The 21,663-nt window shown below is 46.6% G+C and carries 20 protein-coding genes and 1 pseudogene; 10 read left to right on the top strand and 11 right to left on the bottom strand.

What is annotated here, in order from left to right; genetic code table 11:
• Nucleotides 1-65: 65 nt before the first annotated feature.
• The 3 genes from crtW to NC996_RS24240 all read right to left on the bottom strand — a co-directional run bounded on the left by crtW (nt 66) and on the right by NC996_RS24240 (nt 1,436).
• Nucleotides 66-842 carry a beta-carotene ketolase CrtW gene (gene crtW / locus NC996_RS24250; RefSeq protein WP_190686800.1) on the bottom strand — a complete coding sequence of 259 codons (777 nt, stop codon included), beginning with the start codon at nt 840-842 and terminating at the stop codon, nt 66-68.
• A gap of 68 nt (nt 843-910) precedes the next feature.
• Entirely contained in the window at nt 911-1,135 is a 225-nt protein-coding gene (locus tag NC996_RS24245; protein ID WP_190686797.1) for a hypothetical protein, read from the bottom strand.
• 94 nt (nt 1,136-1,229) lie between these two features.
• Nucleotides 1,230-1,436: a chlorophyll a/b-binding protein gene (locus NC996_RS24240; RefSeq protein WP_190410163.1), complete on the bottom strand. Its 207-nt coding sequence runs from the start codon at nt 1,434-1,436 to the stop codon at nt 1,230-1,232.
• A gap of 266 nt (nt 1,437-1,702) precedes the next feature.
• On the opposite strand from NC996_RS24240, the gene NC996_RS24235 reads away from it, so the two are divergent.
• Entirely contained in the window at nt 1,703-2,524 is an 822-nt protein-coding gene (locus tag NC996_RS24235) for an SDR family oxidoreductase (RefSeq protein ID WP_190686795.1), read from the top strand.
• A gap of 116 nt (nt 2,525-2,640) precedes the next feature.
• On the opposite strand, the gene NC996_RS24230 is transcribed toward NC996_RS24235, so the two are convergent.
• Nucleotides 2,641-5,238 carry a CHAT domain-containing tetratricopeptide repeat protein gene (locus NC996_RS24230; protein ID WP_348260031.1) on the bottom strand — a complete coding sequence of 866 codons (2,598 nt, stop codon included), beginning with the start codon at nt 5,236-5,238 and terminating at the stop codon, nt 2,641-2,643.
• Between the two features lie 102 nt (nt 5,239-5,340).
• On the opposite strand from NC996_RS24230, the gene NC996_RS24225 reads away from it, so the two are divergent.
• Nucleotides 5,341-5,559, top strand: a complete 219-nt coding sequence (locus NC996_RS24225; protein ID WP_190428575.1) for a hypothetical protein — start codon at nt 5,341-5,343, stop codon at nt 5,557-5,559.
• Between the two features lie 293 nt (nt 5,560-5,852).
• Here NC996_RS24225 and ilvC read toward each other — a convergent pair whose 3' ends face one another.
• Nucleotides 5,853-6,848, bottom strand: a complete 996-nt coding sequence (gene ilvC / locus NC996_RS24220) for a ketol-acid reductoisomerase (protein WP_190686790.1) — start codon at nt 6,846-6,848, stop codon at nt 5,853-5,855.
• A 168-nt stretch (nt 6,849-7,016) separates the two neighbouring features.
• Nucleotides 7,017-7,745, bottom strand: coding sequence for a DUF3891 family protein (locus NC996_RS24215; RefSeq protein ID WP_190410159.1), 729 nt, complete (start codon nt 7,743-7,745; stop codon nt 7,017-7,019).
• 228 nt (nt 7,746-7,973) lie between these two features.
• Between NC996_RS24215 and NC996_RS24210 the strand changes: the two genes are divergently transcribed.
• From NC996_RS24210 to NC996_RS24200, 3 genes are all read left to right on the top strand, one after another.
• Entirely contained in the window at nt 7,974-8,921 is a 948-nt protein-coding gene (locus NC996_RS24210; RefSeq protein WP_190686786.1) for a DUF4349 domain-containing protein, read from the top strand.
• A 178-nt stretch (nt 8,922-9,099) separates the two neighbouring features.
• Nucleotides 9,100-10,644, top strand: a complete 1,545-nt coding sequence (locus NC996_RS24205; protein ID WP_190410178.1) for a SagB/ThcOx family dehydrogenase — start codon at nt 9,100-9,102, stop codon at nt 10,642-10,644.
• Between the two features lie 138 nt (nt 10,645-10,782).
• A complete protein-coding gene (locus tag NC996_RS24200; RefSeq protein WP_190428564.1) occupies nt 10,783-11,724 on the top strand; it encodes a ribonuclease III domain-containing protein in 942 nt (313 codons plus the stop codon).
• 277 nt (nt 11,725-12,001) lie between these two features.
• Here NC996_RS24200 and NC996_RS24195 read toward each other — a convergent pair whose 3' ends face one another.
• A complete protein-coding gene (locus NC996_RS24195) occupies nt 12,002-12,112 on the bottom strand; it encodes a hypothetical protein (RefSeq protein ID WP_347277049.1) in 111 nt (36 codons plus the stop codon).
• Nucleotides 12,113-12,120: 8 nt separating this feature from the next.
• Between NC996_RS24195 and NC996_RS24190 the strand changes: the two genes are divergently transcribed.
• Both NC996_RS24190 and NC996_RS24185 read left to right on the top strand, forming a co-directional pair.
• The gene (locus NC996_RS24190; RefSeq protein ID WP_347277048.1) at nt 12,121-12,396 is read left to right on the top strand and encodes a hypothetical protein; all 276 of its coding nucleotides are present in this window, start codon (nt 12,121-12,123) and stop codon (nt 12,394-12,396) included.
• A gap of 394 nt (nt 12,397-12,790) precedes the next feature.
• Complete coding sequence (locus tag NC996_RS24185) at nt 12,791-13,171, top strand: response regulator (protein WP_190410155.1); 381 nt, start codon at nt 12,791-12,793, stop codon at nt 13,169-13,171.
• Between the two features lie 24 nt (nt 13,172-13,195).
• On the opposite strand, the gene NC996_RS24180 is transcribed toward NC996_RS24185, so the two are convergent.
• Together NC996_RS24180 and mnmE are read right to left on the bottom strand one after the other, a co-directional pair.
• Complete coding sequence (locus NC996_RS24180) at nt 13,196-13,789, bottom strand: class I SAM-dependent methyltransferase (protein WP_190686783.1); 594 nt, start codon at nt 13,787-13,789, stop codon at nt 13,196-13,198.
• 127 nt (nt 13,790-13,916) lie between these two features.
• A complete protein-coding gene (gene mnmE, locus NC996_RS24175) occupies nt 13,917-15,302 on the bottom strand; it encodes a tRNA uridine-5-carboxymethylaminomethyl(34) synthesis GTPase MnmE (protein WP_190686780.1) in 1,386 nt (461 codons plus the stop codon).
• A gap of 59 nt (nt 15,303-15,361) precedes the next feature.
• On the opposite strand from mnmE, the gene NC996_RS24170 reads away from it, so the two are divergent.
• Entirely contained in the window at nt 15,362-16,360 is a 999-nt protein-coding gene (locus NC996_RS24170) for a mechanosensitive ion channel domain-containing protein (RefSeq protein ID WP_190686778.1), read from the top strand.
• Nucleotides 16,335-17,471: a mechanosensitive ion channel domain-containing protein gene (locus tag NC996_RS24165; RefSeq protein WP_190686774.1), complete on the top strand. Its 1,137-nt coding sequence runs from the start codon at nt 16,335-16,337 to the stop codon at nt 17,469-17,471. Before NC996_RS24170 ends, NC996_RS24165 begins: the two co-directional genes overlap by 26 nt.
• An 84-nt stretch (nt 17,472-17,555) precedes the next feature.
• Here the strand turns inward: NC996_RS24165 and NC996_RS24160 are convergent, their stop codons facing one another.
• Nucleotides 17,556-18,083: a hypothetical protein gene (locus NC996_RS24160; protein WP_242028965.1), complete on the bottom strand. Its 528-nt coding sequence runs from the start codon at nt 18,081-18,083 to the stop codon at nt 17,556-17,558.
• Nucleotides 18,084-18,921: 838 nt separating this feature from the next.
• Nucleotides 18,922-19,308 (bottom strand): annotated as a pseudogene (locus tag NC996_RS24155) (SulP family inorganic anion transporter); the annotation flags it as partial.
• Between the two features lie 369 nt (nt 19,309-19,677).
• On the opposite strand from NC996_RS24155, the gene NC996_RS24150 reads away from it, so the two are divergent.
• A complete protein-coding gene (locus NC996_RS24150) occupies nt 19,678-21,522 on the top strand; it encodes a family 10 glycosylhydrolase (RefSeq protein ID WP_190686771.1) in 1,845 nt (614 codons plus the stop codon).
• Nucleotides 21,523-21,663 lie beyond the last annotated feature (141 nt).

Raw genomic sequence — 21,663 nt, 5'->3', positions numbered from 1 at the left:
GGGCGTATCTAATACGCCCCTTCTATCTATTTACAATGGCAATTTGCAGCACAAACGGTGATTTGTCAACTAGAAGCGGTCTGATTCATTCTGTAAGCTTCTGGTAGCTGCCACCAAGGAAGATGCGGATGTTCGTGATGTTCCTCGTGGTAGCCGAAATGATAACAGGTGATAAATGACCAGAAAACCGGCAGAGCATTAGTTTTGGCGCGATGAGGATCTTTATAACCCTCTTGTGGCTCTCGATGAGGTAGGAAGGTACCGAAAAAGAATAATTGCACCGAACTCAAAATTGAAGGAATTACCCAAAATAAAGTCAAATTCAATTCTGGGATCGGTAGGGTGAAAGCAATCAGGTTATAGAAAGCCATTAAAGCAAACAAGCGTTTCCAGCTCCAATAACCTTTCATAAAGTGAAAGTACCAGGCAAAAAAGTTTTTATGCTGACTGTTATGAAAATCCGGATCGAATTCGCTTGCTGGGTGCTGGTGGTGTACCCCATGCTTTTTCAATAACTCATCAAAAGAAAAGAATCCATATAACAATAATACGAATGAACCAATCAAGTTATTAATTTTACGGTTTTGAGGAAATACCACTCCATGCATTGCATCATGGGCAGTAATGAATAATCCTGTATACAGAAACATTTGCCAAATGATGGCGGGGATTCTCCATACAGTAGGAATTTGCGACCAGTCAAGAGACATCAAGAAAACCAGACTGCTTGCCCAGATGCCAATAATAGTAAAAGCAATTACAAGTCCAATAATTGGATTTTCACTTCTTTGTATTCGCGGAAGTTTCGCTTGTTGCAGAGGTGCGTGTTCGAGCTGAATCATGCTTGTATAAATTTGTAGCTTTCCTTTCGAGCAAAAATTTAGGAGCTAATAGCGAAGCGATCGCTACCTTATCCTGAAGAACCCGCGATCGCGCTTGGTTTACAACGATACTCATCCTTCAAAAATCGGTTGAGTGCAAGTCCCTCTGGGAAGAAAACCTGTTGATGCTCGGTAGTTTGGATGAGATAGCGCTTCCTTTTTGTTAAATACTGTAAAAATAATATAACTATTGTAAAGGATAGCTGGTACTGCGATCCGAACCAGAGACGTTTAACCGCCGCCTCTGACTGCACCTCAGTGGCAACTTCATCGGATATTTGACTGTCTGGCTGGCAGATGAAGCCTTTATCTACAACTGCCAGCCAGACGAATCTTGCAAGTCAGTCATTAGCGGGTATAGGAAACCAGGTGCAGCACGTCCCGAACGACGCTGTAGCCTGCGAAATCCCAAAGTAGGTAAGCTAAAAAGCCGATCATCGCCAAGCGTCCGTTCCATAGCTCAGCTTGAGGATTCCAGCCAAACAGAAAGGCATTACGGTCTTTGCCATTGTAGGCGCTAGCAACAGGTGGTAAATCAGTAGGGCGAGTCTGCATCGTTTACATTCCTTAACAAATTGATTACGCATACATCCTAACTACCCCATTAATCTCTGCTCTCTGTCTATAGTCCCAAACTGCATTTAATTCTCAAGGAAGATGTAAGGGGTTTTAGAGAAAGTAATTTATATCACAAAGTTCATCGGATTTATGTGAGCAGAACTACAGCAGTTTTTATTAAAAACTCTGACGAAAGCTAGAGGATTTCCCAGTTTTTGTTGAACAAACTTAGAGAGCAAAGCACTATTATTTGAAATAACCGTATGGCTTCCACAGTACTAATTACAGGTGCTTCTCAAGGCATCGGCAAAGCAACTGCTCTCTTGTTTGCCCAGAAAGGATATGACTTAGTAATGGCGGCGCGTCAGGCTGACCGCTTGGAAGCGGCAGCACAGGAAGTGCGATCGCTCGGTCGAAAAGCCCTAGCTGTTCCCACCGATGTGAGAGACCCAGAACAGGTGAAAACCCTCGTTCAGAAGGCGCTGGAAGAATATGGCGCTATCGATGTGCTGATCAATAATGCAGGTCGTTATATATCCGGGCCAGCAGACTCGTTTTCTCTAGACGATTGGCACCAGACGATAGACCTCAACCTGTGGGGATATATTCATACGATTCACGCCCTATTACCTCATTTTCTAGAGCGAAAACAGGGCACGATTGTTAATCTGAGTTCTATCGGCGGTAAAGTCCCCGTTCCTTATCTTGTGCCTTACAATACCAGCAAGTTTGCGGTAACTGGATTGACCGAAGCGCTGCACTCAGAACTCGCACCCAAAGGCATTCATGTTTGTGGAATTTACCCGAATCTAATCAAGAGTAGTTTGATGGAACGGGCAATCTTTGGAGGTAAGAATGTAGAAGATGCCCAAGCGCGTCGAGATCAGCTCGATCTGGTGCTGAGTACCCCAGTGGTGGAGAAGCCGGAGGATGTGGCAAAGGCAATTTGGGAGGCGGTGAAGCATCAGCGGGCTGAGGTGTTGGTGGGTTCCGCCAATCTATCGAAAGCCTCTTACAATATGTTTCCCGGCTTTATGCAGTGGGTGTTTCGGAAAACCTTCCAGCTCAAAGATAAGGAAGCATAGCCATATCGCCCCTCATTCAGCAATCTGGGAAGAACCCCTCCCCGCAAAGGCGCTGTCTCGTCTTTGCGCCTTTGCGCCTTCGCGCGAAAAATATTTGTATATACTAACCGCGATAGTTATCTGGGTTCCCCAATTAAGGTGAATCCTGCCCAGTCTTTGGGATTGGGATTTTGTTGCTTAATTTTGAGCATGGCTTGGCGCAAGGCTTTGGCTTTATCGTCGTTCTGCTTCAACTGCTTGTAAAATTCACTCATTAACGCACCTGTGGGAGCATCTGGCGCAGACCACAAAGGCACGATCGCAGTCGGAACACCCGCTGCAATCAGAGAAGTAGACAAACCAATTACTCCATCGCCAGTTGTTTTACCCTTGCCGTTTTCAACAGCAGTGAAAACGACTAATTCGGGACGTAGGTGTTGCCCTTTGGGTTGGGCGAAAGATTCCAGAATTTCAGCAGAAGTAAGTAAGCCATTATCGGAACCACCGGGAGAAAGTGCGATCGCACCGGGTACACCTTGGCGCTTCACATCATCGAGAATCGCATAAGTTCCGAGATGAACGCTCTTCGCTTTCCGCATCTGTTCCAAAACCGCCGCCTTTGTCGCCTGGTTGCCAATTAGCAAAGATTTTGTCTTGAGAAAATCAGCGATTTCTAAGGCTTGCTGTTCTGCATTTGCTAGCGGCGGTAACGCTTTCGGTGCTTGCCCCAGTGCTGGTGCAATTCGCGGCATCACGGGATTTCCGACTACCAGACGATTGCCCCCAGAAGTTTTTCCTCGTTGTTCTTTGGTTAAAGCAAGTACCTGAATTGCCGGTGCTGTCAAGATCGTATGTTTATCGATCAGGGAGTTGCCATAAACATCTACTAAAGCCGCAAACGGAATCCGAAACATTTCTTTTTGCGGAATAAAGATAACACGGGCATTTGGGTCTTCTGGCAATAAATCGGCAATTGGTTTAATTAATAGTTGATGCAGTTGCAGCAACGGTTTGGGCTGAATGATTGGCGCTTTCGCTGGTGAGGAAGTTGCATTTCCGGCTGGCGCTTGTCCTGAACTTTCTTTGGGTTTCGGAGGATTTCCAGGCGCTTGCAATCCTAGAGATTCAGGAATCTTGGCAATTACATTTTCGATGGAAGAGACGGGGAAAATTGTATTTTGGGCACCCAGTTCGATGCGCCGAAACGTCACTTCCCCACTAGGCGGAATCACCCAAACATAAAGTCCTTCATCGGGAATAATTGAATATTCAACAAGTGTGGCGTTTTCTTGTTTGGCGATTTTTTTAATTTCTTCAATCGTCGGGAAAGTCAGTTTCTTCGGCGCAGGTTTTAAACCCGATCCTACGGGTTCGGTAGATAACCGCAGCCGCAGTAAATCGACAATCGACCTGATCCGCCCTTGTTCAGCCATTTCTAAGGCGGCAATCGGCTGTTTTTGAGCAATTAAAACTTGTTGCAAGCGCTGATAAGTCGTTGTTTGCGCGTCCAAATAGCGATTGGTGCTGCCTAAGTTGGCACGGATAGCATCCCAAGTTTTAACTGAATTGAGTAAGGTTTCTTTGGCTTCTTCTGGTTTACCTGATTTGAGAAGCGCGAATGCCAAATTATTCAGCGCCGTCCCTTCTGCTAAGCGATCGCCTGTTTTCCTCGCCGCCTCTAGGGGTTCTTGATACAGCGCGATCGCTTGCTCAAATTGCCCCGCATTTTGGTAAGTTTTTGCCAAATTATTCAGGGCGATGAGTTGCAAAGCCACATCACCAGTTTTTTGAGCGATCGCAACTTGCTGTCTTCTGACTTCAATCGCTTCTGGATATTGCCCCTGTGCCTCGAAAGCGTCCGCAATACTGTTGAGAAAATAACCTTCGTCCGTGACGTTGCCGCTTTTCCGAGCAATTAGCAGCTGCTGTTGATAAAAGTCAATGGCTTCCGGGTATTGTCCGAGGGTGCGATAAGCTTCAGCCAGGTTATTTAGAGAATCCAGCACTGCATTCGGATTGCGGCTTTCTCGTGCCGTCGCGAGCTGTTCTTTGTAAAGTGCGATCGCTTCTGGATATTCTCCCTCTGATTCGTGAGCGATTCCCACATTCCCTAGAAAAGCCGCTTCTCGTTTTGGGTTGCCGATTTCTTGTCTCAGCTTTTGCGCTGCATCGCGAAAATCTTTCGCTTGTTTTTCATCCCCCAGATAGAAGTAAGCATTGCCCAAATTATCTAACGCCTTAGCCGCGCCCGGTTGATCGCCGATGCCTTGCAGAATGTCTAAGCTCTGGTAGTAGAATGCAAGCGATCGCAAATATTGCCCTAACGTGAAGTAAGTTTCGCCAATATTCAACAGCACATTCGCTTCACCCGGGCGCGAACCGATCTCTTGGTAGAGTTTGAGTGCCCTTTGCAAAGACTTTAAGGCTTCTTGAAATTGTCCCGTTTGATGCTGCCGAATTCCTAGTTGCAGCAGTTTGTCTGCGTTGAATTCGCTAGCGCTTTGCCTGTCAGATGTCTGGGATCGATTATCAATGGTGACGGGATCTGGTTTAACAACCTGTTTCGTTATGGCTGCTTTCTCTGTACGGGCGGTTTGTAAGCTTTTCCTGACACTTGCCCTGACACCACTGATCAAATCCTCGTCTCCTTGCGCCTGGGAATTCTTCAGGATATTTTCTCGTTCCGATGCTGCTGATAAGGGGGGTAATAAATAGAAAGGCGCGAGTAAAGACAAGACAGCCGCCCAAAACAGATAAAATCCCTTTTGACTGTTTAACTTTTCCTGTTTTTGAGGGAACAATAGAAGAAAGTACCTTAGAAAAATTTTCATACGATTGTGGATAAAAAAACAGTTACGCCATTGGTGATTATTTTAGCTTTGATGTTTATTGGTTTTGGCGATCGCGTTCTGCCAAAACCCTTAAGTACAGCTAGTTTCAACACCCGAACCGCTTTGAATAATTCTTTACTGGGATTATTTCCTACCAAGAAACCCAGAAATGTTTACGAGCGAACCGAAAAAGCGATTGAACAAGAGGAAAAAGGAATCAAATAGTCAATGGGTAATGGGTTAGGGGAAGATGTTTATTCCCATTATCCATTACCGATGACTGGTACTTCCGAGCGCATTTATAAAGAAAAATGAAAGTTGTCGGTAAGCCGATTTTTTCCCATATAAAACTTTACACATACTCGCTAAGCAGCAATACTTTCCGGTTAGTGCTGCAATCCTTGGGGAGAAGCTGAATTAAAGCATCAAAAGAATAAATTAGTATTGCAAAAACTTAAAAACCCGCTCTATTTAAAGAAAGCGGGTTTTTATCCAAGGTAAGTTTCCTGTCTAACTGCTTACACTTTCTTCAACCAGCTAAACATTGCCCGTAAATCTTTGCCAACGTCCTCAATAGGATGTTCGGCTTCCTGACGCCGCATCGCTGTAAATCCGGCTTTTCCAGATTGATTTTCTAACACAAATTCACGAGCAAATTGACCCGATTGAATTTCTTGGAGAATTTTCCGCATCTCAGTGCGGGTTTGGTCGGTGACAATCCGAGGGCCACGGGTCAAATCGCCATACTCAGCAGTATTGGAGATACTATCGCGCATTTTGGCTAAACCGCCTTCCACAACCAAGTCAACAATGAGTTTGACTTCATGGAGACATTCAAAATAAGCCAATTCCGGCTGATAGCCAGCAGCAACAAGCGTTTCAAAACCCGCTTTAATCAGCGCACTTAAGCCGCCGCAAAGCACAACTTGTTCGCCAAATAGATCGGTTTCAGTTTCTTCCCGGAAAGTGGTTTCTAAGATCCCCGCACGAGTACCGCCGACACCTTTCGCGTAAGCCATCGCGCGATCGCGTGCTTGTCCCGTGGCATCTTGATACACCGCAAATAAACAAGGTACACCTTCACCCTGTTCGTAAGTGCGTCGCACCAAATGTCCTGGCCCCTTCGGTGCTACCATCACCACATCTACATTCTCAGGCGGGACAACCTGACCAAAGTGAATATTGAAGCCGTGGGCAAAGGCTAATACCTTTCCTTCGGTTAGATGCGGCGCAATTTCATTGGTATAAACTGTTCTTTGTGCCTCATCAGGCAGCAGAATCATAATGAAATCAGCCGCTGCGGCAGCATCAGCGACCGTGTGGACAGCTAAACCAGCTTCTTTCGCTTTTTGAGCCGACTTACTACCCGGATACAGCCCGACAATGACATTCATGCCACTATCTTTGAGATTGAGGGCGTGGGCGTGACCTTGAGAGCCATAGCCGATGATAGCAATGGTTTTTCCGCTTAATAAATCTAAGTTGGCATCGTTGTCATAATACATCCGGGCCATAGGGGCAACTCCTTGGAGCAAGCATCTTGAGTAGTGCAAACTCTTAATTCTATCAAAGTACGTCAAGATAACCCTATGCTTAGAAAATTGGTAATGGGTAATGGTTAGGAGTCGCGAGTCTTTGGTTTGTTGCGACTGACTCATCACCAATTACCCATTATCCATTCGTCAAGACTTCACTAACGTCCACTCTAAAAGGTCGATCGGTGCTTCTTGAAGTGCGTGCGTGAGTTCATCATTTGAGTCGAATTTCACTTGGCTGAGATAGCACGCTTCCACATTTACCGTAAACTTTTCCTCTTCAAAAGGCCAAGGTTTCACGGTGAGATTCCCATCGCTACGCTGCACCACATCATAGCGCTTTCCGTCTGGCCCCTTGCTGATTTCCAAAGCCCGCTCACCAGCAGGCAACTCGTGATTGCAGAGGATGAGTGAGAAGCGATCGCACCATTGCATAAATGCATAAGCTTTATCGGCTTCCTTTTGGGTAATCTTCAACCCCTTAATCCATTGCTTTTGATGCTCTTTTTGCTCATCCAGAAATTTGTCCAATTCTGGCGACTCTCCCCGTTTCCCTTCATTGAGAAAGCTGGTATGCATCGAAATCAACAAAGCTACCCAGCGTCCTCGGTAACGGGAATTCTGCGTCAGTGTAGCCAGCTTTTTGAGATCCGTTTTCTTGTCGAGGGTAAAGTCCAAGGGTGCCCCCGCTTCGGTGAGGTGATTTCCTTCCCACTCGCGTTCTAAGTCGTCGTGATGGGAAATTGCCGCCACCGTCTCGATCAAGCGTTCTGGGCGATCTTTTTGGTGCCAGTGACCCGCTATTTGAGCAGCTAGCAAGGCATGGGCGCGATGATAAATGACTTCCCAACCATTTTCAACTAAGTTAGCAATCACGAAAAACAGTCCTTTTTTCCTCGAATTCTCGATCTAGTGTGAAGTAAATTAACAAAGCACGTATCTAGCTTAGGGAAGCCGTTAGATGCGATCGCGCTCATCGGATTAGAGAAAGTATCGTCGCCCTTTCCTATCACCGCAACACCCTGTGTTGCATAAACCGCAACAATCAGCGTGCCCCTTTTTTCAGTAAGGCATACTGGCAATAACTAAATTGGGGGTTATGCAATGAACGGCTCACTTCATCCAAAGCTAAAACCTTCTTTATTCTTAAGCGCCTTGCTGGGAGGCATCGTTTTAACCAGTTGTGCCTCTTCTTTTGAACAAAAGACACAACTGGCGCAACTCGCGCCTACCGCCCCAAATTCAGAGCCAATGGCAAATTCAGCAGCCGAAGCCGGAGCCGTTCGCTCCCAAGACATAGCAAGCCCTGCTGGGGCGAAGGCTCAGGTGCCTCGCCAGCGCCCCCAATTGATCAAAAATGCCGAACTATCGGTGAGTGTCAACTCCATCGAAAAAAGCACTGAAATCGCCTCCAAAATTGTTAAACAACAGCAGGGGGACTTACTAAAATTCCAAGAGCAAAAACCCAAAGACGAAAACGCCCGTCACACTGCATCCATGCAAATTCGGGTTCCTCAAGAGCAGCTCGAAACCAGTCTCGATTTCTTGGCAAAACTGGGAACCGTACAGCGCCGCACCCTCACCGCTGAAGATGTTACCGATCAACTCGTGGATAACGAAGCCCGACTGCGGAACCTGCGGAAACAGGAAAGCACCTTACTCAAAATTATGGAACGCTCCGGCTCCGTGGGGGATGTCTTGAAAGTTGCTAACGAACTCAGCAACGTGCGGCAAAATATCGAACAGCTAGATGCACAATTGAAAAGCTTACGCAGCCGAGTCGCTTACTCTACCATTACCCTAACTTTGGAAGAAGCTGTTGCAGGTATTCCCCCAGCGCGACCTTTAGGTTCAGACGTTCGGGAAACCTGGAACCAGGCAACGCACTCTTTGGGCGAACTCACCACCAGCTTGATCCGGTTGGCGATTTGGTTAGCAGTTTTCAGCCCGTTTTTGCTGGTGTTAGTGGCGGTTCCCGTTGGCTATCACCGCTTCAAGCATCCGCGATCGCAATCAGCCCCTCAACCGTCCGAACCCCCGCACGCCGGTTAATCTGCGGGTTTGTCAATCTTAATTTTAAGAATTGGGGAAACTGCTATTCGCCCCGAAAGACCGTTAAAACAGGACGAATCCAGAACGACACAGATTTATTTGTACTTAACGGTACGACACGTTTGCTGCTGGGGATGGCAAGATGGAAGGCGAAGCGGAAGCGTTGCTAGACAGCTGTATGCCAGAATTGCGAGTATCAATTGCTCAGCACTATCACGAGCGGACTAAATACGATCCCCAGACGCTCGCCTCTAAGAGCCAGGGGCTGGACTGGGAGCGTCAACCAGTGCCTTTTAAAGACTACAAAATTGGCTCAACCTATGACCTGAAGCCCTATTTAACAGAAATACCAGAGGCGTTAGTCGATGAGGGCGAAAAAACCCAAGCATGGCGTCGCCTGTCGCGGCTGCTGTTTTGCAGCTATGGCTTGACGGCTAAAGTAATGACAATGGGAAATCCGATGTATCTGCGGGCAGCCCCCTCCGCCGGGGGATTGTACCCCGCGGAGATTTATTTAATTTCCCGTGGGACGCCGCTTTTACCACCCGGACTCTATAACTATCAGCCTCAGAGCCATTCTTTAATTCATTTTTGGGAAAGTGATGCCTGGAAAGCGCTGCAAACAGCTTGTTTTTGGCATCCGGTGTTAGATAGTACCCAATTGTGCCTCGTCACCACAGCCGTCTTCTACCGTTCTGCTTGGCGCTATCAAGACCGAGCTTATCGGCGGATTTTTTTGGATACGGGGCATCTGCTGGGCAATATTGAGCTGGCGAGTGCCTTGAATGACTACCGCCCTCACTTAATTGGGGGGTTTGCGGATCGGGCAGTGAATGAGTTACTTTACCTCGATCCAAAGGAGGAAGGAGCAATTTGCGCGATCGCTCTGGCAGACTTGCTGGATGTGAAACAAAACTTGCCCCTCAGCCCAACTGCATTGCCCTCTGTCACCCAAACGGACTATCCTAATATCCCCGATGGTGAATTGCTCGGCTACTGCCACCAAGCAACGCAGATTGAGGAAACCCAGCAGATAACGGGCAAAACGCCCATCTCACAAGATGTCCTGCAACCGCCAACTCCCGATGATAAATACAACTTTCCTTTCTGTCTCAAGGTTTCAACCGTCACGACGCCAATTGATTGGGCAGCAAATTTGCACGACTTGGAAACAACCATTCTCAAGCGGCGCTCGACTCGTGCCTACACGGGGGAAGATCTAACTCTAGAGGAACTGAAAGCTTTATTAGATTTCACCTACCAACCCCAGCACTACATCGACCAAGGTTTAGATAGCTCTCCAGACTATTTTGATTTAAATTTAATCGAAACCTTTATCGCCGTGTCTGGGGTAGAAGGACTGGAGGAAGGCTGCTACTATTACGCACCGAAAGCTCAGGAATTGCGGCAAATCCGCTTTAAAAATTTCCGCCAGGAATTGCACTATCTGTGCCTGGGGCAAGATTTGGGTAGAGATGCGGGAGCGGTGCTATTCCACACAGCAGATTTGAAAACAGCAGTGGCGCAGTATGGCGATCGCGTTTATCGTTATTTACACATGGATGCCGGTCATTTAGGGCAACGGCTGAATTTAGCCGCCATTCACCTTGGTCTAGGCGTCAGCGGCATCGGCGGCTTCTTTGATAACCAGGTGAATGAAGTCTTGGGTATCCCTGCTGATGAAGCGGTTGTGTACATCACCACCTTAGGGCGTCCGAGATAAAGGCAAGTAAAAGGCAAAAGGAAAAAGAAAAAATCGTTGTAAATTTTAAGATTGCCCATTGATTTTTTCAATCTCAAATCTAAAATTTCTTTTTCCTTTTGCCTTCGTTAATTAGGCATTTCATAGAGGAAAAAGAAGATGGCATGGAACCCGGAAACGGTCGAAAATAAAATTGGCCTCCGTTTCAAAGACAAGAACCTACTCCGCCTCGCCCTAACCCACACCTCCTTTGCCACCCAAATCGGCGAATCTGGGCAAGACAATCAGCGGTTAGAATTCCTCGGCAAGGCGATTCTCAACTTCGTGGTTGCTGACTACCTTTACGAACGCTGCCCCTATCTAGAGGTCAGCAAATTTTCAGTTTTGCAAGACAAGCTCGTTGAGGGAGAAAGGCTGACCAAGCTTTGGTTCCAATTAGGGTTAGGAGAAGACCTGTTGCTGGGTTCGGGTGAAGACTGGAACCTGCTGCGCCAGAAGGTGAATAACCCCTTTAAAGATGCATGTGAAGCGTTATTAGGTGCAATGTACCTCGATCGTCGTTTCTCGCAGACGCAGAAATGGATCGTCAAGCACTTAATCGCTCCGGTTCTGGAGCATCATCTTCAGAACTTGAAGGAGCGTAAGCAGCCGAATAAACAGTTAGAATTTTTGGGCGACGGGATCATCAATGCTGCTGTCTCCGATTACCTGTATCGCAAATTTCCCCACATTCGTACAGGCATTCTCTCCACTTTGCGAAAGCAGCTGATCAACTCTCACAAGTTAGCTCAATTGAAGTCTCATCTGAGGTCGGAAGACTCAATTTTACTAGGGCGAGAGTCGGAAAAAATTGGCAGTTTATCGTTCAAGGCAATATTAGGGGAAGTCTACAATTACCATGAACGTAGCTTCTCTGATACGTGTAATTGGTTTAAGCGCTTTATCCAAGAAGATGAAGTTTTTCTTCTGGCGATCCCGTTACTTCTGGAAGACGGAAAACACAAGGAGTGGATTATCAAGAAAGTCATGGGATATGAAGGTCAGCGATACAAAGAAGGCGTAGAACGCTTTAATCAGCTGATGGAGCGGGAAGTTTCTTAAAAAGTCAGGACTTACGCACGAGTAACGGAAAAATGAACCGCGTTTGCGGAGCCTGCGCGTTAGCGCTTAGGCACGAAGGAATAAGAGTTTGAGAGAGTTTTTGCGTAAGTCCTAAAAGTGCTAGATACTGTTAGCGTAGCGGCGTACTTGCGGACTGATCGACTTATTCTCTGTTCCAGGAGCAGTCTGGAAGAGAAAATATAGAGCGGATATACGACTTTTGTAGTGCGGAAACTGCCTTGTGCGGGGGCGCTGTAGATGTTGATATCAGATAATCTTAGAAGGGGACTCGGTAGAATATCTGCTGACCTAATGGCAAGTCAGCCAGGTAAATCCGTGCTGTGAAATCGCTGTTTTCCAGGGCAGCGGGTTGTGGGACCCGCTGCACATTCCGGAATGACTCGGTATATCGAATATTTCACAATCATGCGTCCAGGGCGATTACAACGGCTCCATACGACGGCGCTGTTACCTGTGATGTCGCCGCTAGCAACCCCAAACGGGATTTGCGGACGCATCTTATCCGATGTCACAATAGCAGGGGCAGCGACTTGTGCTTGTCCAGATTTTGATAATAAATCTGCGGCAACGATCCCGCCTCCAGTCAGGGTACAGCCAAGTAGAAACCGACGACGGTTCAGCCGCGATCGCAGTTTTCCTTCCATGAATTGAAAATTATTAGTTATAACCGATACATAGAGTTGAATAAAAATCGGAACCCAAACACGACTCTGTATGCTTACGTATAAGGATGTTGACCGGAATTTGGCTTCTCCGTATTTAGACGGATATTTACATAATCTTTACAGCTTTTCTGGAAAAACTCGGAGGAACTTTGAAGATTAAGCAAAGATGTCCGTTGATTGATCATCGGATTTCAGAGCGATCGCTTAAAATATAACGGAAAGAAACCGGAAAAATTACGTGTATTTACGTAAACAATTTTTAGACTCATAAGCGAAAATGAGCGGAAGTAGATAAGTTTTATCTAACCAAAGGCAATTCGACTTGGGGTGCGCTGATTTTTTTCCCGCGAACATTTGAACCTCGTAAGTAGGTAGGAGTTATGACTACAGTTCTGGTGGTGGAAGACAGTCACACGCAACGGGAGATGATCTCACGCCTCCTTCAAGAGAGCGGGCTGAGTGTTACTGTGGCTTGTGACGGTGTCGAAGCGCTGGAGCAAATGGAGGGCAATTGTCCGGATTTAGTGGTGCTAGATATTGTGCTACCCCGGATGAATGGCTACGAAGTTTGCCGTAAAATTAGAGCCGACTCCAAAACCCAGAAGGTAGCTGTGGTGATGTGTTCAGCCAAACGGGAAGAATTCGATCGCTACTGGGGAATGAAGCAAGGCGCAGATGCCTATATTTCTAAACCTTTTGAACCCCACGAGCTAGTCGGAACCGTTAAACAATTGCTGCGAGAAACAAGTGTGAGGAACTAAGTTGGGCAGAGGGTGAGCAATGCCTTACTCTCCTCGTCCATAAGTTCGCTGATAAAGCCGCGATCGCACGCGGTTACACATAATTTCGTCTAAGCAAAGCCATCCCCATTCTGGCTTCAAGTGAGGTCGCTTGTTTGGGGTAATAATTATCATTGAATGGGCAATTAGACCTAGTTGGTAAACGACGATCGGCAAACGTGACTCTGGCAGCAAATGCATCGCAAAGCTGCACACAATCAAACTATAATGCCGGTTGTTGAGAATTCCAGAGGCAATGTCCTCAAAAGTATAGGGTTCAGCTTCTTTACCCGTGCGATTTAAATAGGCGTTGTAGGTATAGGGATCGATGCCATCAATGTTGGTACATCCTAAACTTTGCAGCGCTAAAGTTACTTCGCCGCTGCCACAAGCTAAGTCTAATACTTTGTGAAAATCTAGCTGCCACTGACTGGCTGCAAGTTGCAAAACTTTTTGAATGGCGGATTCTTGAGGATTTCGGTATTCATCTCCAAATTGTTCGTAGAAACCTTGGACGCTATATTGTTCGTATCCTTTCCGAATCGCTTGGCGCTGGTTAGAAGAGGTAGATTTTCCTGAGTTTTGCTTGTGCTTGTGCATAATATTAAATTGTTTGTATTGTGATTATGCCCTCAGCTTGAATGGGGCTATACAAACAATTAGCCCTACCTACGGGGGCTACAGAATAATGCATTTTGGTAATAGAGACTTCTGAAAAACTCATTACCTATTTCCCAATACAAAATCGGCTAAAAATGCGATCGAGAACCGATTCTGTGACTTCCTCTCCGGTGATTTCTCCTAAAGCTTGAATGGCACCCCGCAAGTCAATTGTCCAGAAGTCGAGAGGGAGTTGATCGGTAATCGTAGCCAGCACTTGTTCCAAAGAAGTTTTAGCCCTCGTTAGCGCCGCTGCTTGCCGCTGGTTAATCGCTAAATCCAAGTCGGCTGCCTTGAGGTTGCTGGTGTGTACGGCATCCAAAATGGCTTCTTCTAGGGCGTCAATGCCTTGGTTATGGGCGGCTGCGGTGGGTACAACCCGGTGAATAGTGTCTGGGAGGGAAAATTCTGGAATCTCCCCAACCAGGTCAACTTTGTTAATCACTAAAATGAGGGGGCGGTGTTGTACCTGTTCGTAGATTTCTCCATCAGCGGGCGTCCAACCGGCTTGGGCATCAATGGTGAGTAGTACCAAGTCAGCGGCTTGAGCGGCATCGCGCGATCGCTCAACCCCAATCTTTTCCACCACATCAGCAGTATCCCGAATCCCGGCAGTGTCTAGCACTTGCACGGGAATTCCACCGACGACCAGAGCCGATTCTACAACGTCGCGAGTGGTGCCGGGAAGGTCGGTGACGATGGCGCGATCGCTCCGACTCCAAGCATTCAGCAAACTCGATTTCCCGACGTTGGGACGCCCGACAATTGCCACTTTTAAGCCAGTGCGGAGGAGTTCGCCTTGTGCGGCAGTTGCCAAGATTTTTGTAGTTTCTGCCAATATCTGCTCGATTTGGGCGATGATATCCGCCTCATCCAACGGTGGCAAGTCTTCCTCAAAGTCGATTCGGGCTTCAATTTCTGCCAAGATGTCGAGGCAAGTGGTACGCAGGGAGCGAATCGGCTTTTGCAACTTCCCTTGCAACCCGGCAAGCGCTGATTGAGCCGCTTGAGGCGATTTCGCTCCCACGAGATCGGAAATACTCTCCGCCTGCGTCAAATCCAAACGCCCATTCAGAAACGCCCGCAGGGTAAACTCTCCCGGCTGTGCTAATTTTGCCCCCGCCTCCAAACACAGCTGCAATACCTGCTGCACTGGCATAATTCCGCCGTGGCAGTGGAACTCTACCACATCTTCGCGGGTGTAGGAGCGAGGCGCTTGCATCATCAACAACAGTGCTTCATCTACCACATCATGCGTCTGGGGATGGCGCACATATCCGTAGAGGATGCGGTGAGATTCCCACTGCTGCTTCCCTGGTGCGTGGAAGAGGGTACGCGCGATCGCGATCGCTTCCGCTCCCGATACGCGCACAATCCCCACACTCCCCTGCTGGGGAACAACAGCGGTAGCGATCGCGGCGATTGTTCCCCCCTGCACAAACGTTTCAGACATCTTGCCTTGAGATTCGGGTTAAATGAAAAGCTTATCAATTTCCATTCTGCTGTAATAAAGTGGAAGAATTACCAGAATTCTCAGAAGTTGTGCAATTAGTTTCTTCCCAGGCTCTTGAAGCCTATCAAAAAGTCGTTAAGCCTTATGAGGGTTTATTGGGAGTTGTCATTGGGCTAGCGATCGCTGACACTGCCATACACTTAATCCCGGCTTTTTTTCAGTCGGGTTTAATCGAATTTGCAGTTAGTTTATCTCTCGCGATCGCTGCCTGTTGGTTGGGTTCTCGCCTGTTTAAGCAGGTTTTTGATATCTATCTCTTAGATGCTGCCATCAACAGCGGACGTAAAATCAATAGCGAACTGCTAATTCTGGCTAAATTAATTGCTAATTTCATTATTGTATTTTTGATTATCGTTATTTTTGCCGAAACTCATAAAATTAATATTTTTGGTTTAGTAGCCAGTTTAGGGATTGGCGGCTTAGCTGTTGCCTTTGCTGCCCAAAAAACTTTGGAACAAGTATTAGGAGGCATTGTCATTTATCTCGATCGTCCCTTTGTTGTCGATGACTATATTGGCTTGCCAGATGGGATTTTTGGCAGAGTTGAGTCAATTGGCTGGCGTTCCACCAGAATTCGCACCTCTGGCAAAGGAACATTGGTAATCGTACCGAATAGTTCCTTAACCCAGGTGAATATTGAGAATTTTTCGGGTGCCAAGAAAGTTATGGCTCTCATCTACTTAAACTTCGACCGAAAAATTCAGAACGAAGAACGTGCCTTAATTCGTCAAGTCATCTTAGACAGTACAGAGGATATTTTTGGAATCGACTCGCGCAACACCGAAGTTACATTTAAAGATTTGAGCAAGGATAGCGAGAGCAAAACGCAAGCACAAATCACTTTTTTTATCTTAGGTTCTAGCGAAGTGTCGATGGGATTGCGGCGTCAACTCCTCGATATTGCGAGTCAAAATATTACAGATAAATTGAAATATTACGGGATTGTCTTCGACATTGAAGAACCAACAATTTATGTGGATTCACCCATTACTATCTAATCTAAACCTTGCCGATATTCGTTATCAGGTTCTTCAAATTGATATTTCCAAACCCCTTATTTTCTTGCTGTTTGTCCTCCTGTCTTTGCTATTGGGACGATACACACCTGGGATCAGCAAATTAATCGTCCGCCGCTTTGCATCGGAGAAAGTAACGAGTATTTATGAAGACTTAATCGAGCCAAGCAAACACTTGTTTAGAGTGGCGGGTACATTTATTCTTATCTCTCTTTCTCTAACCTGGATTGAAGATTATCAATCCCTTTATAAATTAATCAAACCTTTTGTAGATTTAGCTGTCATTATTAGCGTAGCTTGGTTAATATCCCGGTTGTTTCGGCAGTTTATCCGAATTTATGGAATTGATATACTTGGGAAATTTAGTCGAGATTTTGATGAACTGATTTTGGTAATTGAGACTTTAGTAAATGTTGCGATTGGCTTCATCGCCATTCTGGCTTTTGCCCAAAGTCAGCAATTCAATTTAGTTGGCTTGATGGCAAGTTTAGGCATTGGTGGATTGGCGGTGGCGTTTGCGGCTCAAAAGACTCTAGAGCAGCTTTTAGGGACGATTGTTTTGTATTTAGATCGCCCTTTTGTTCCTGGGGATTATATTCGTCTGCCTTCAATTGGCAATGTACCCGGAGGTTTGTTTGGTCGCGTTGAATCGATTGGTTTGCGCTCTACTAAGATTCGCACGGCGGCTAAAAGTACGTTATATATTGTGCCCAATTCCACATTGGCAAATTTAGAAATTGAGAATGTGACGATGGGCAAGAAAGTAATGGTTTTACTTTATCTAGATTTTTTTCAGTTACTAGAAGATCGGGAACAGGCGCTAGTACAGCAAGTCATTAATCAGAGTACAGACTCTGTGTTCGGGATCGATCCAGGTAGTACAAATATTACGTTAATGAATAATGCAGAAAAGCAAACAACAAGAGCGAGAGTAACGTTTTTTATTCTGGGTTCCAGCGAAAACTCGATTCAATTGCGAAAGCATCTACTGGAATTGGCGAACGAAAAAATCTCTAAGCATCTGATAGAGTATGGCATAGAGTTTAAGATGCAGGAACCAACAATTTATGTGGAGTCACCAGTGACTATTTAATGACGCCTATACAGTTCTGGCTAGATAGATCATGTCATCCTAGAGACTGTCAGCGCGTTAGTCATCTTGCAGGATGCTCCTCTTTCAAGCGGTGATGGCTGTCCACTCTATCGACTGATTGTTGGGAACCTCAAATCGAATGGCGGTGGTCGCCCAGTTTTTAAAATCTGGTGCCATCCGAGTCAGCTTTTGCAGAATTTCATCGCTCACCCACAACACTAGCGGAAAAGCGAACTGCTTGCGGAACTGATTCCGGACGAGGTTCGTCGATGTAAGTACTTGATTAATGTCCACCACAGATTCTAGACCGAAGACCATCAAGGCTTGCGGCTGCCGATCTTCAATTGTTTTTTGAATCGTTGTATAAAGCGTCTTTACCGAAGGATGCAGGACGAGTTCTTGAATTTCGACCGTGGAGATTTCTTTTAGCAGCTTTGCCATTTGCTCTTGTAACTGGGGATAGTTACAAGACACCAAAATCAGCGAGAACTCACCTTGAGAAAGCGCGATCGCCTTGGCGAGTCTTCTGAGCGATCGCTTGTGGTTTGCCTGAACATCTTCTGAATCATAAAGGTCAGTCATGGCGAGTACCAAAGGGAGTTTAATTAACATTTTTTCAATCTAAGTTTCTTTTTGCTTCCTTATATCGGGTGATTTTGGGAGCGTTCGGTCGATCGCGTCCTAACAGGACAATGACTGCTATCTTTTCGCTTCGTGATCTCTATCACTTAATTTAAGTGATCTCAGCTTGCCTGTCCAAAGGTAGCTAGAACAGTGCTGAGCTTGGATTGAGAGTCCTATAGGGGTTGTTGAATGTATGCGTACACCCGGTTATTTGCTACACAGGGGCATTCGGCTTTTCCCTTAACAAGGAATAAAATGTAATAAAACTTAACATATCGTTATAGTTCTTAAAGTCATAAGTGCTGGCTCTGAACATAGAATGCCAACGGCTCGATCGGACAACACTACGATGTGCTAAGAGCGCTCTTACTTTGCTGGATGTTGGCGGCATACGAATGTCCTAGACCTTACGTATTTTATGAAAAGCCGCAACTCTAATTTTTGAAACCACCTACAGCTTGTGTCTAAGTGAAAGAGCTTTATGCAGAAAATCCATAAGGATTGATTGCCGCTATGCAAACATTGCACACCTACCTGATGAAACTACCGAAAGAATGAAAAATTGCTGACAAAGCAACAGCAGCAGACTCGGCTCTTTTTGAGCGATTTAGAAACACATCTGCTTTTTTCTTGGCTGTATAAATGAAAACTGTAGCAGAGGAGACAGCAGCTTTGGGGGATTTATTAAGTAATCTTCAGCTTTCTTAGCCAAACCCAGACTTATAGTAGATGCGAATACGCAAAAGTTAGTAAATTAAGCGAGCGCCCTTCCACATTTGAACGTCAACGAAGTGATCGCGCCTCTACTTCAAGAAGGCTTCTGTTCCCCTGAAAGACGGGTTTTCCCACCAGAATGGACATTGATGACGGTACGGGCGATCGCGCCGGTAGCCGGAATTCCCCCAAAGAAGGGAACGATGATATTCACTAAGCCTTGACCAATGAGTTCGCGATCGCTATTGTGTTTTTCACTCACGGTCATCCCATCCGCCACGACTGCTGATAATAAAGACTCGATCCTGCCGAGTGCTGCGAGTACCAAAGCCGGATCGATCGGTTCTCGAATTCATCCAAAATCATTCCAGTAGGGAATCCCTTTCGGCATCGGCAAGGATTGGGGAATGGCTCCAATTGTGGGCACCTTGAGATGGAAATAAGATGCGATCGCGATCGCTAAAACCAATCCTATTAATGAACCCGGTATCGTGCGATTATTACTCCAATTTTACTCTCGTCCCTGAAGACATTTCCCCTTGTTTCTACTAACCAGTCAAAAAGTTTAACGCTGCCTAATTGCCGGACGATGTAGGGTACATTTTGCGGATACCCAGGTATTGAGAAGGGCAGGTACAAGACCTACCCCGCCATCCTTTCAATCATCAGCCACTTCAAAACTTGTATGCTGGTTGCACTTGCAGCATCCTTAAAGGGAGCGATCGCGATTTTCGATGACCACTGATTTCCATGACACCAAGACCTTTACCCAGTCAACTTGCTGCAACCTTTGCCGAAATGCCCAAGTCATGATTTGTGGTTCCATAATATTTGGGGAAGTTTTCGTACACCCTGATTGAGGTAGAGATTGAAATACGCTGTCAAACGACTTTTTACGAGCTTCGCAGACGGGCTAGTTTGGTTTAGCCGTGCCTTTGGGCGTCAAGCTTGGTTTGTCTTCCTGGTTGCCTTTAGCTTCACCATGACGCTCGTAAACCCTGCCGCATTTGCTCAGACAAAATTTTTCGATGTGGAAGGACTTTGGGCGCAACCCTGTATAGAACAGTTGGCACAAAAGCAGATTATTAGTGGCTACCCGGATGGAAGTTTTCGACCAAAGGCACCCGTAACCAGGGGTGAGTTTGCCGCGATGGTTGGCAAAGCTTTCCCCAATACAGCGGACGTTCGTAGCGGCGGTCAGTTTGCGGATATCCCAGCAAATTCCTGGGCGGTAGATGCAATTCGTAAAGCCTATCAAAAGGGATTTATGTCGGGTTATCCGGGTGGGGTGTTCAAACCGAACGAAAAAATCCCGCGATCGCAAGCGTTGGTATCTTTGGCGAGTGGTTTGAAGTATTCCCCCACTCAGGCGGTGAGTAGCACGTTGTCTGGGGCATTTACCGATGCAACGGCAATTCCTAGCTATGCGCGGAATGCGATTGCTGCTGCGACCGAAAAACAAATCGTGGTCAATTACCCCAACGTCAAGACACTCAATCCCAATCAGCTAGCCAGTCGTGCAGAAGTTGCAGCTTTCTTGTGTCAAGCCACCGGAACTGCTGGATTAGTCCCTTCCCAATACATTGTTAGCGCTGGGACGCCACCAACCGCGCAGTCCGAAGAGATTCGGGGGGTGTGGCTGACGAATATTGATAGTGACGTGTTGTTTGAGCGCGATCGCCTGAGCAAAGCCCTGCAACGCCTTGATGAGCTAAATTTCAACACCGTTTATCCCACCGTTTGGAACTGGGGTTACACCTTATATCCCAGTGCGGTAGCCCAAAAAGTCACCGGGCGATCGCTCGATCCCACCCCAGGCTTACAAGGACGAGATATCCTCAAAGAAATCATAGACCAGGGACATCAAAAAGGCATGGGAGTCATCCCCTGGTTTGAATTCGGCTTCATGGCACCCGCTGATTCTGACCTCGCCAAACGCCACCCCGAATGGCTACTCAAAAAACGCGACGGTTCTCAAACTTGGAAAGAAGGAACGCATAACCGAGTTTGGCTGAATCCAATGCGTCCCGAAGTGCAGAATTTTATCCAAGATTTAGTCGTCGAAATTGTTAGCAAATACGATGTTGACGGCATTCAATTCGATGACCACTTCGGCTTTCCCGCCGATTTTGGCTACGACGCCTTTACCGTCGAACTGTACAAGAAAGAAAACGGTGGGAAATCTCCTCCCGCGAACGCCCAAGATCTTCAATGGATACGCTGGCGGGCTGACAAAATTACTGCCTATCTGAAACAGTTGTTCAAGGCCGTCAAAGACCGCAAACCCAACGTTATTTTTGCCCTTTCTCCCAATCCCCAAGAATTCTCTTACAACTCCTTTCTAGCCGACTGGCAGAAGTGGGAACAGCAGGGGCTGATTGAGGAACTGATCGTCCAAATCTATCGAGATGATCTGAGCCGCTTCATTGGGGAATTAGAGCGCCCAGAAGTCAAAGCAGCAAAGCGCCATATCCCCGTCGCCATCGGCATTCTCAGCGGCGTGAAACCTCACCCGGTTAAGGCTGCACAAATTCAGGAGCAAGTTGCAGCGGTTCGTCAGCGCGGATTTGCCGGGATGTCATTCTTCTTCTATGAAAGCTTGTGGAATATGACCCCCGAAAAGCCAGATCTCAGACAGGCTGCCTTCAAACAACTCTTCCCAGCGTCTGTAGAACGACCAAATCTTTTGGACGGGTGGAAAGCATCTCGTTAGGAATTAAGACTAAATAACCGGGAATCATTAGACCTCTTGCAAAAGTCGTCGCTGGGGTAATATGAGGTCTGAAATTATGCGCTCGCTCACCTGTCTTCTACGCTCACCCCTGGTAATTCATAAGTAAAGCTAATGAAATAC

The organism is Trichocoleus sp. ST-U2, from assembly GCF_039961875.1.
Classification (GTDB): Bacteria; Cyanobacteriota; Cyanobacteriia; order Cyanobacteriales; family FACHB-T130; genus FACHB-T130.
The sequence above is the reverse complement of the archived record's forward strand: the minus strand, read 5'-3'. Positions and strand labels throughout refer to the sequence as shown.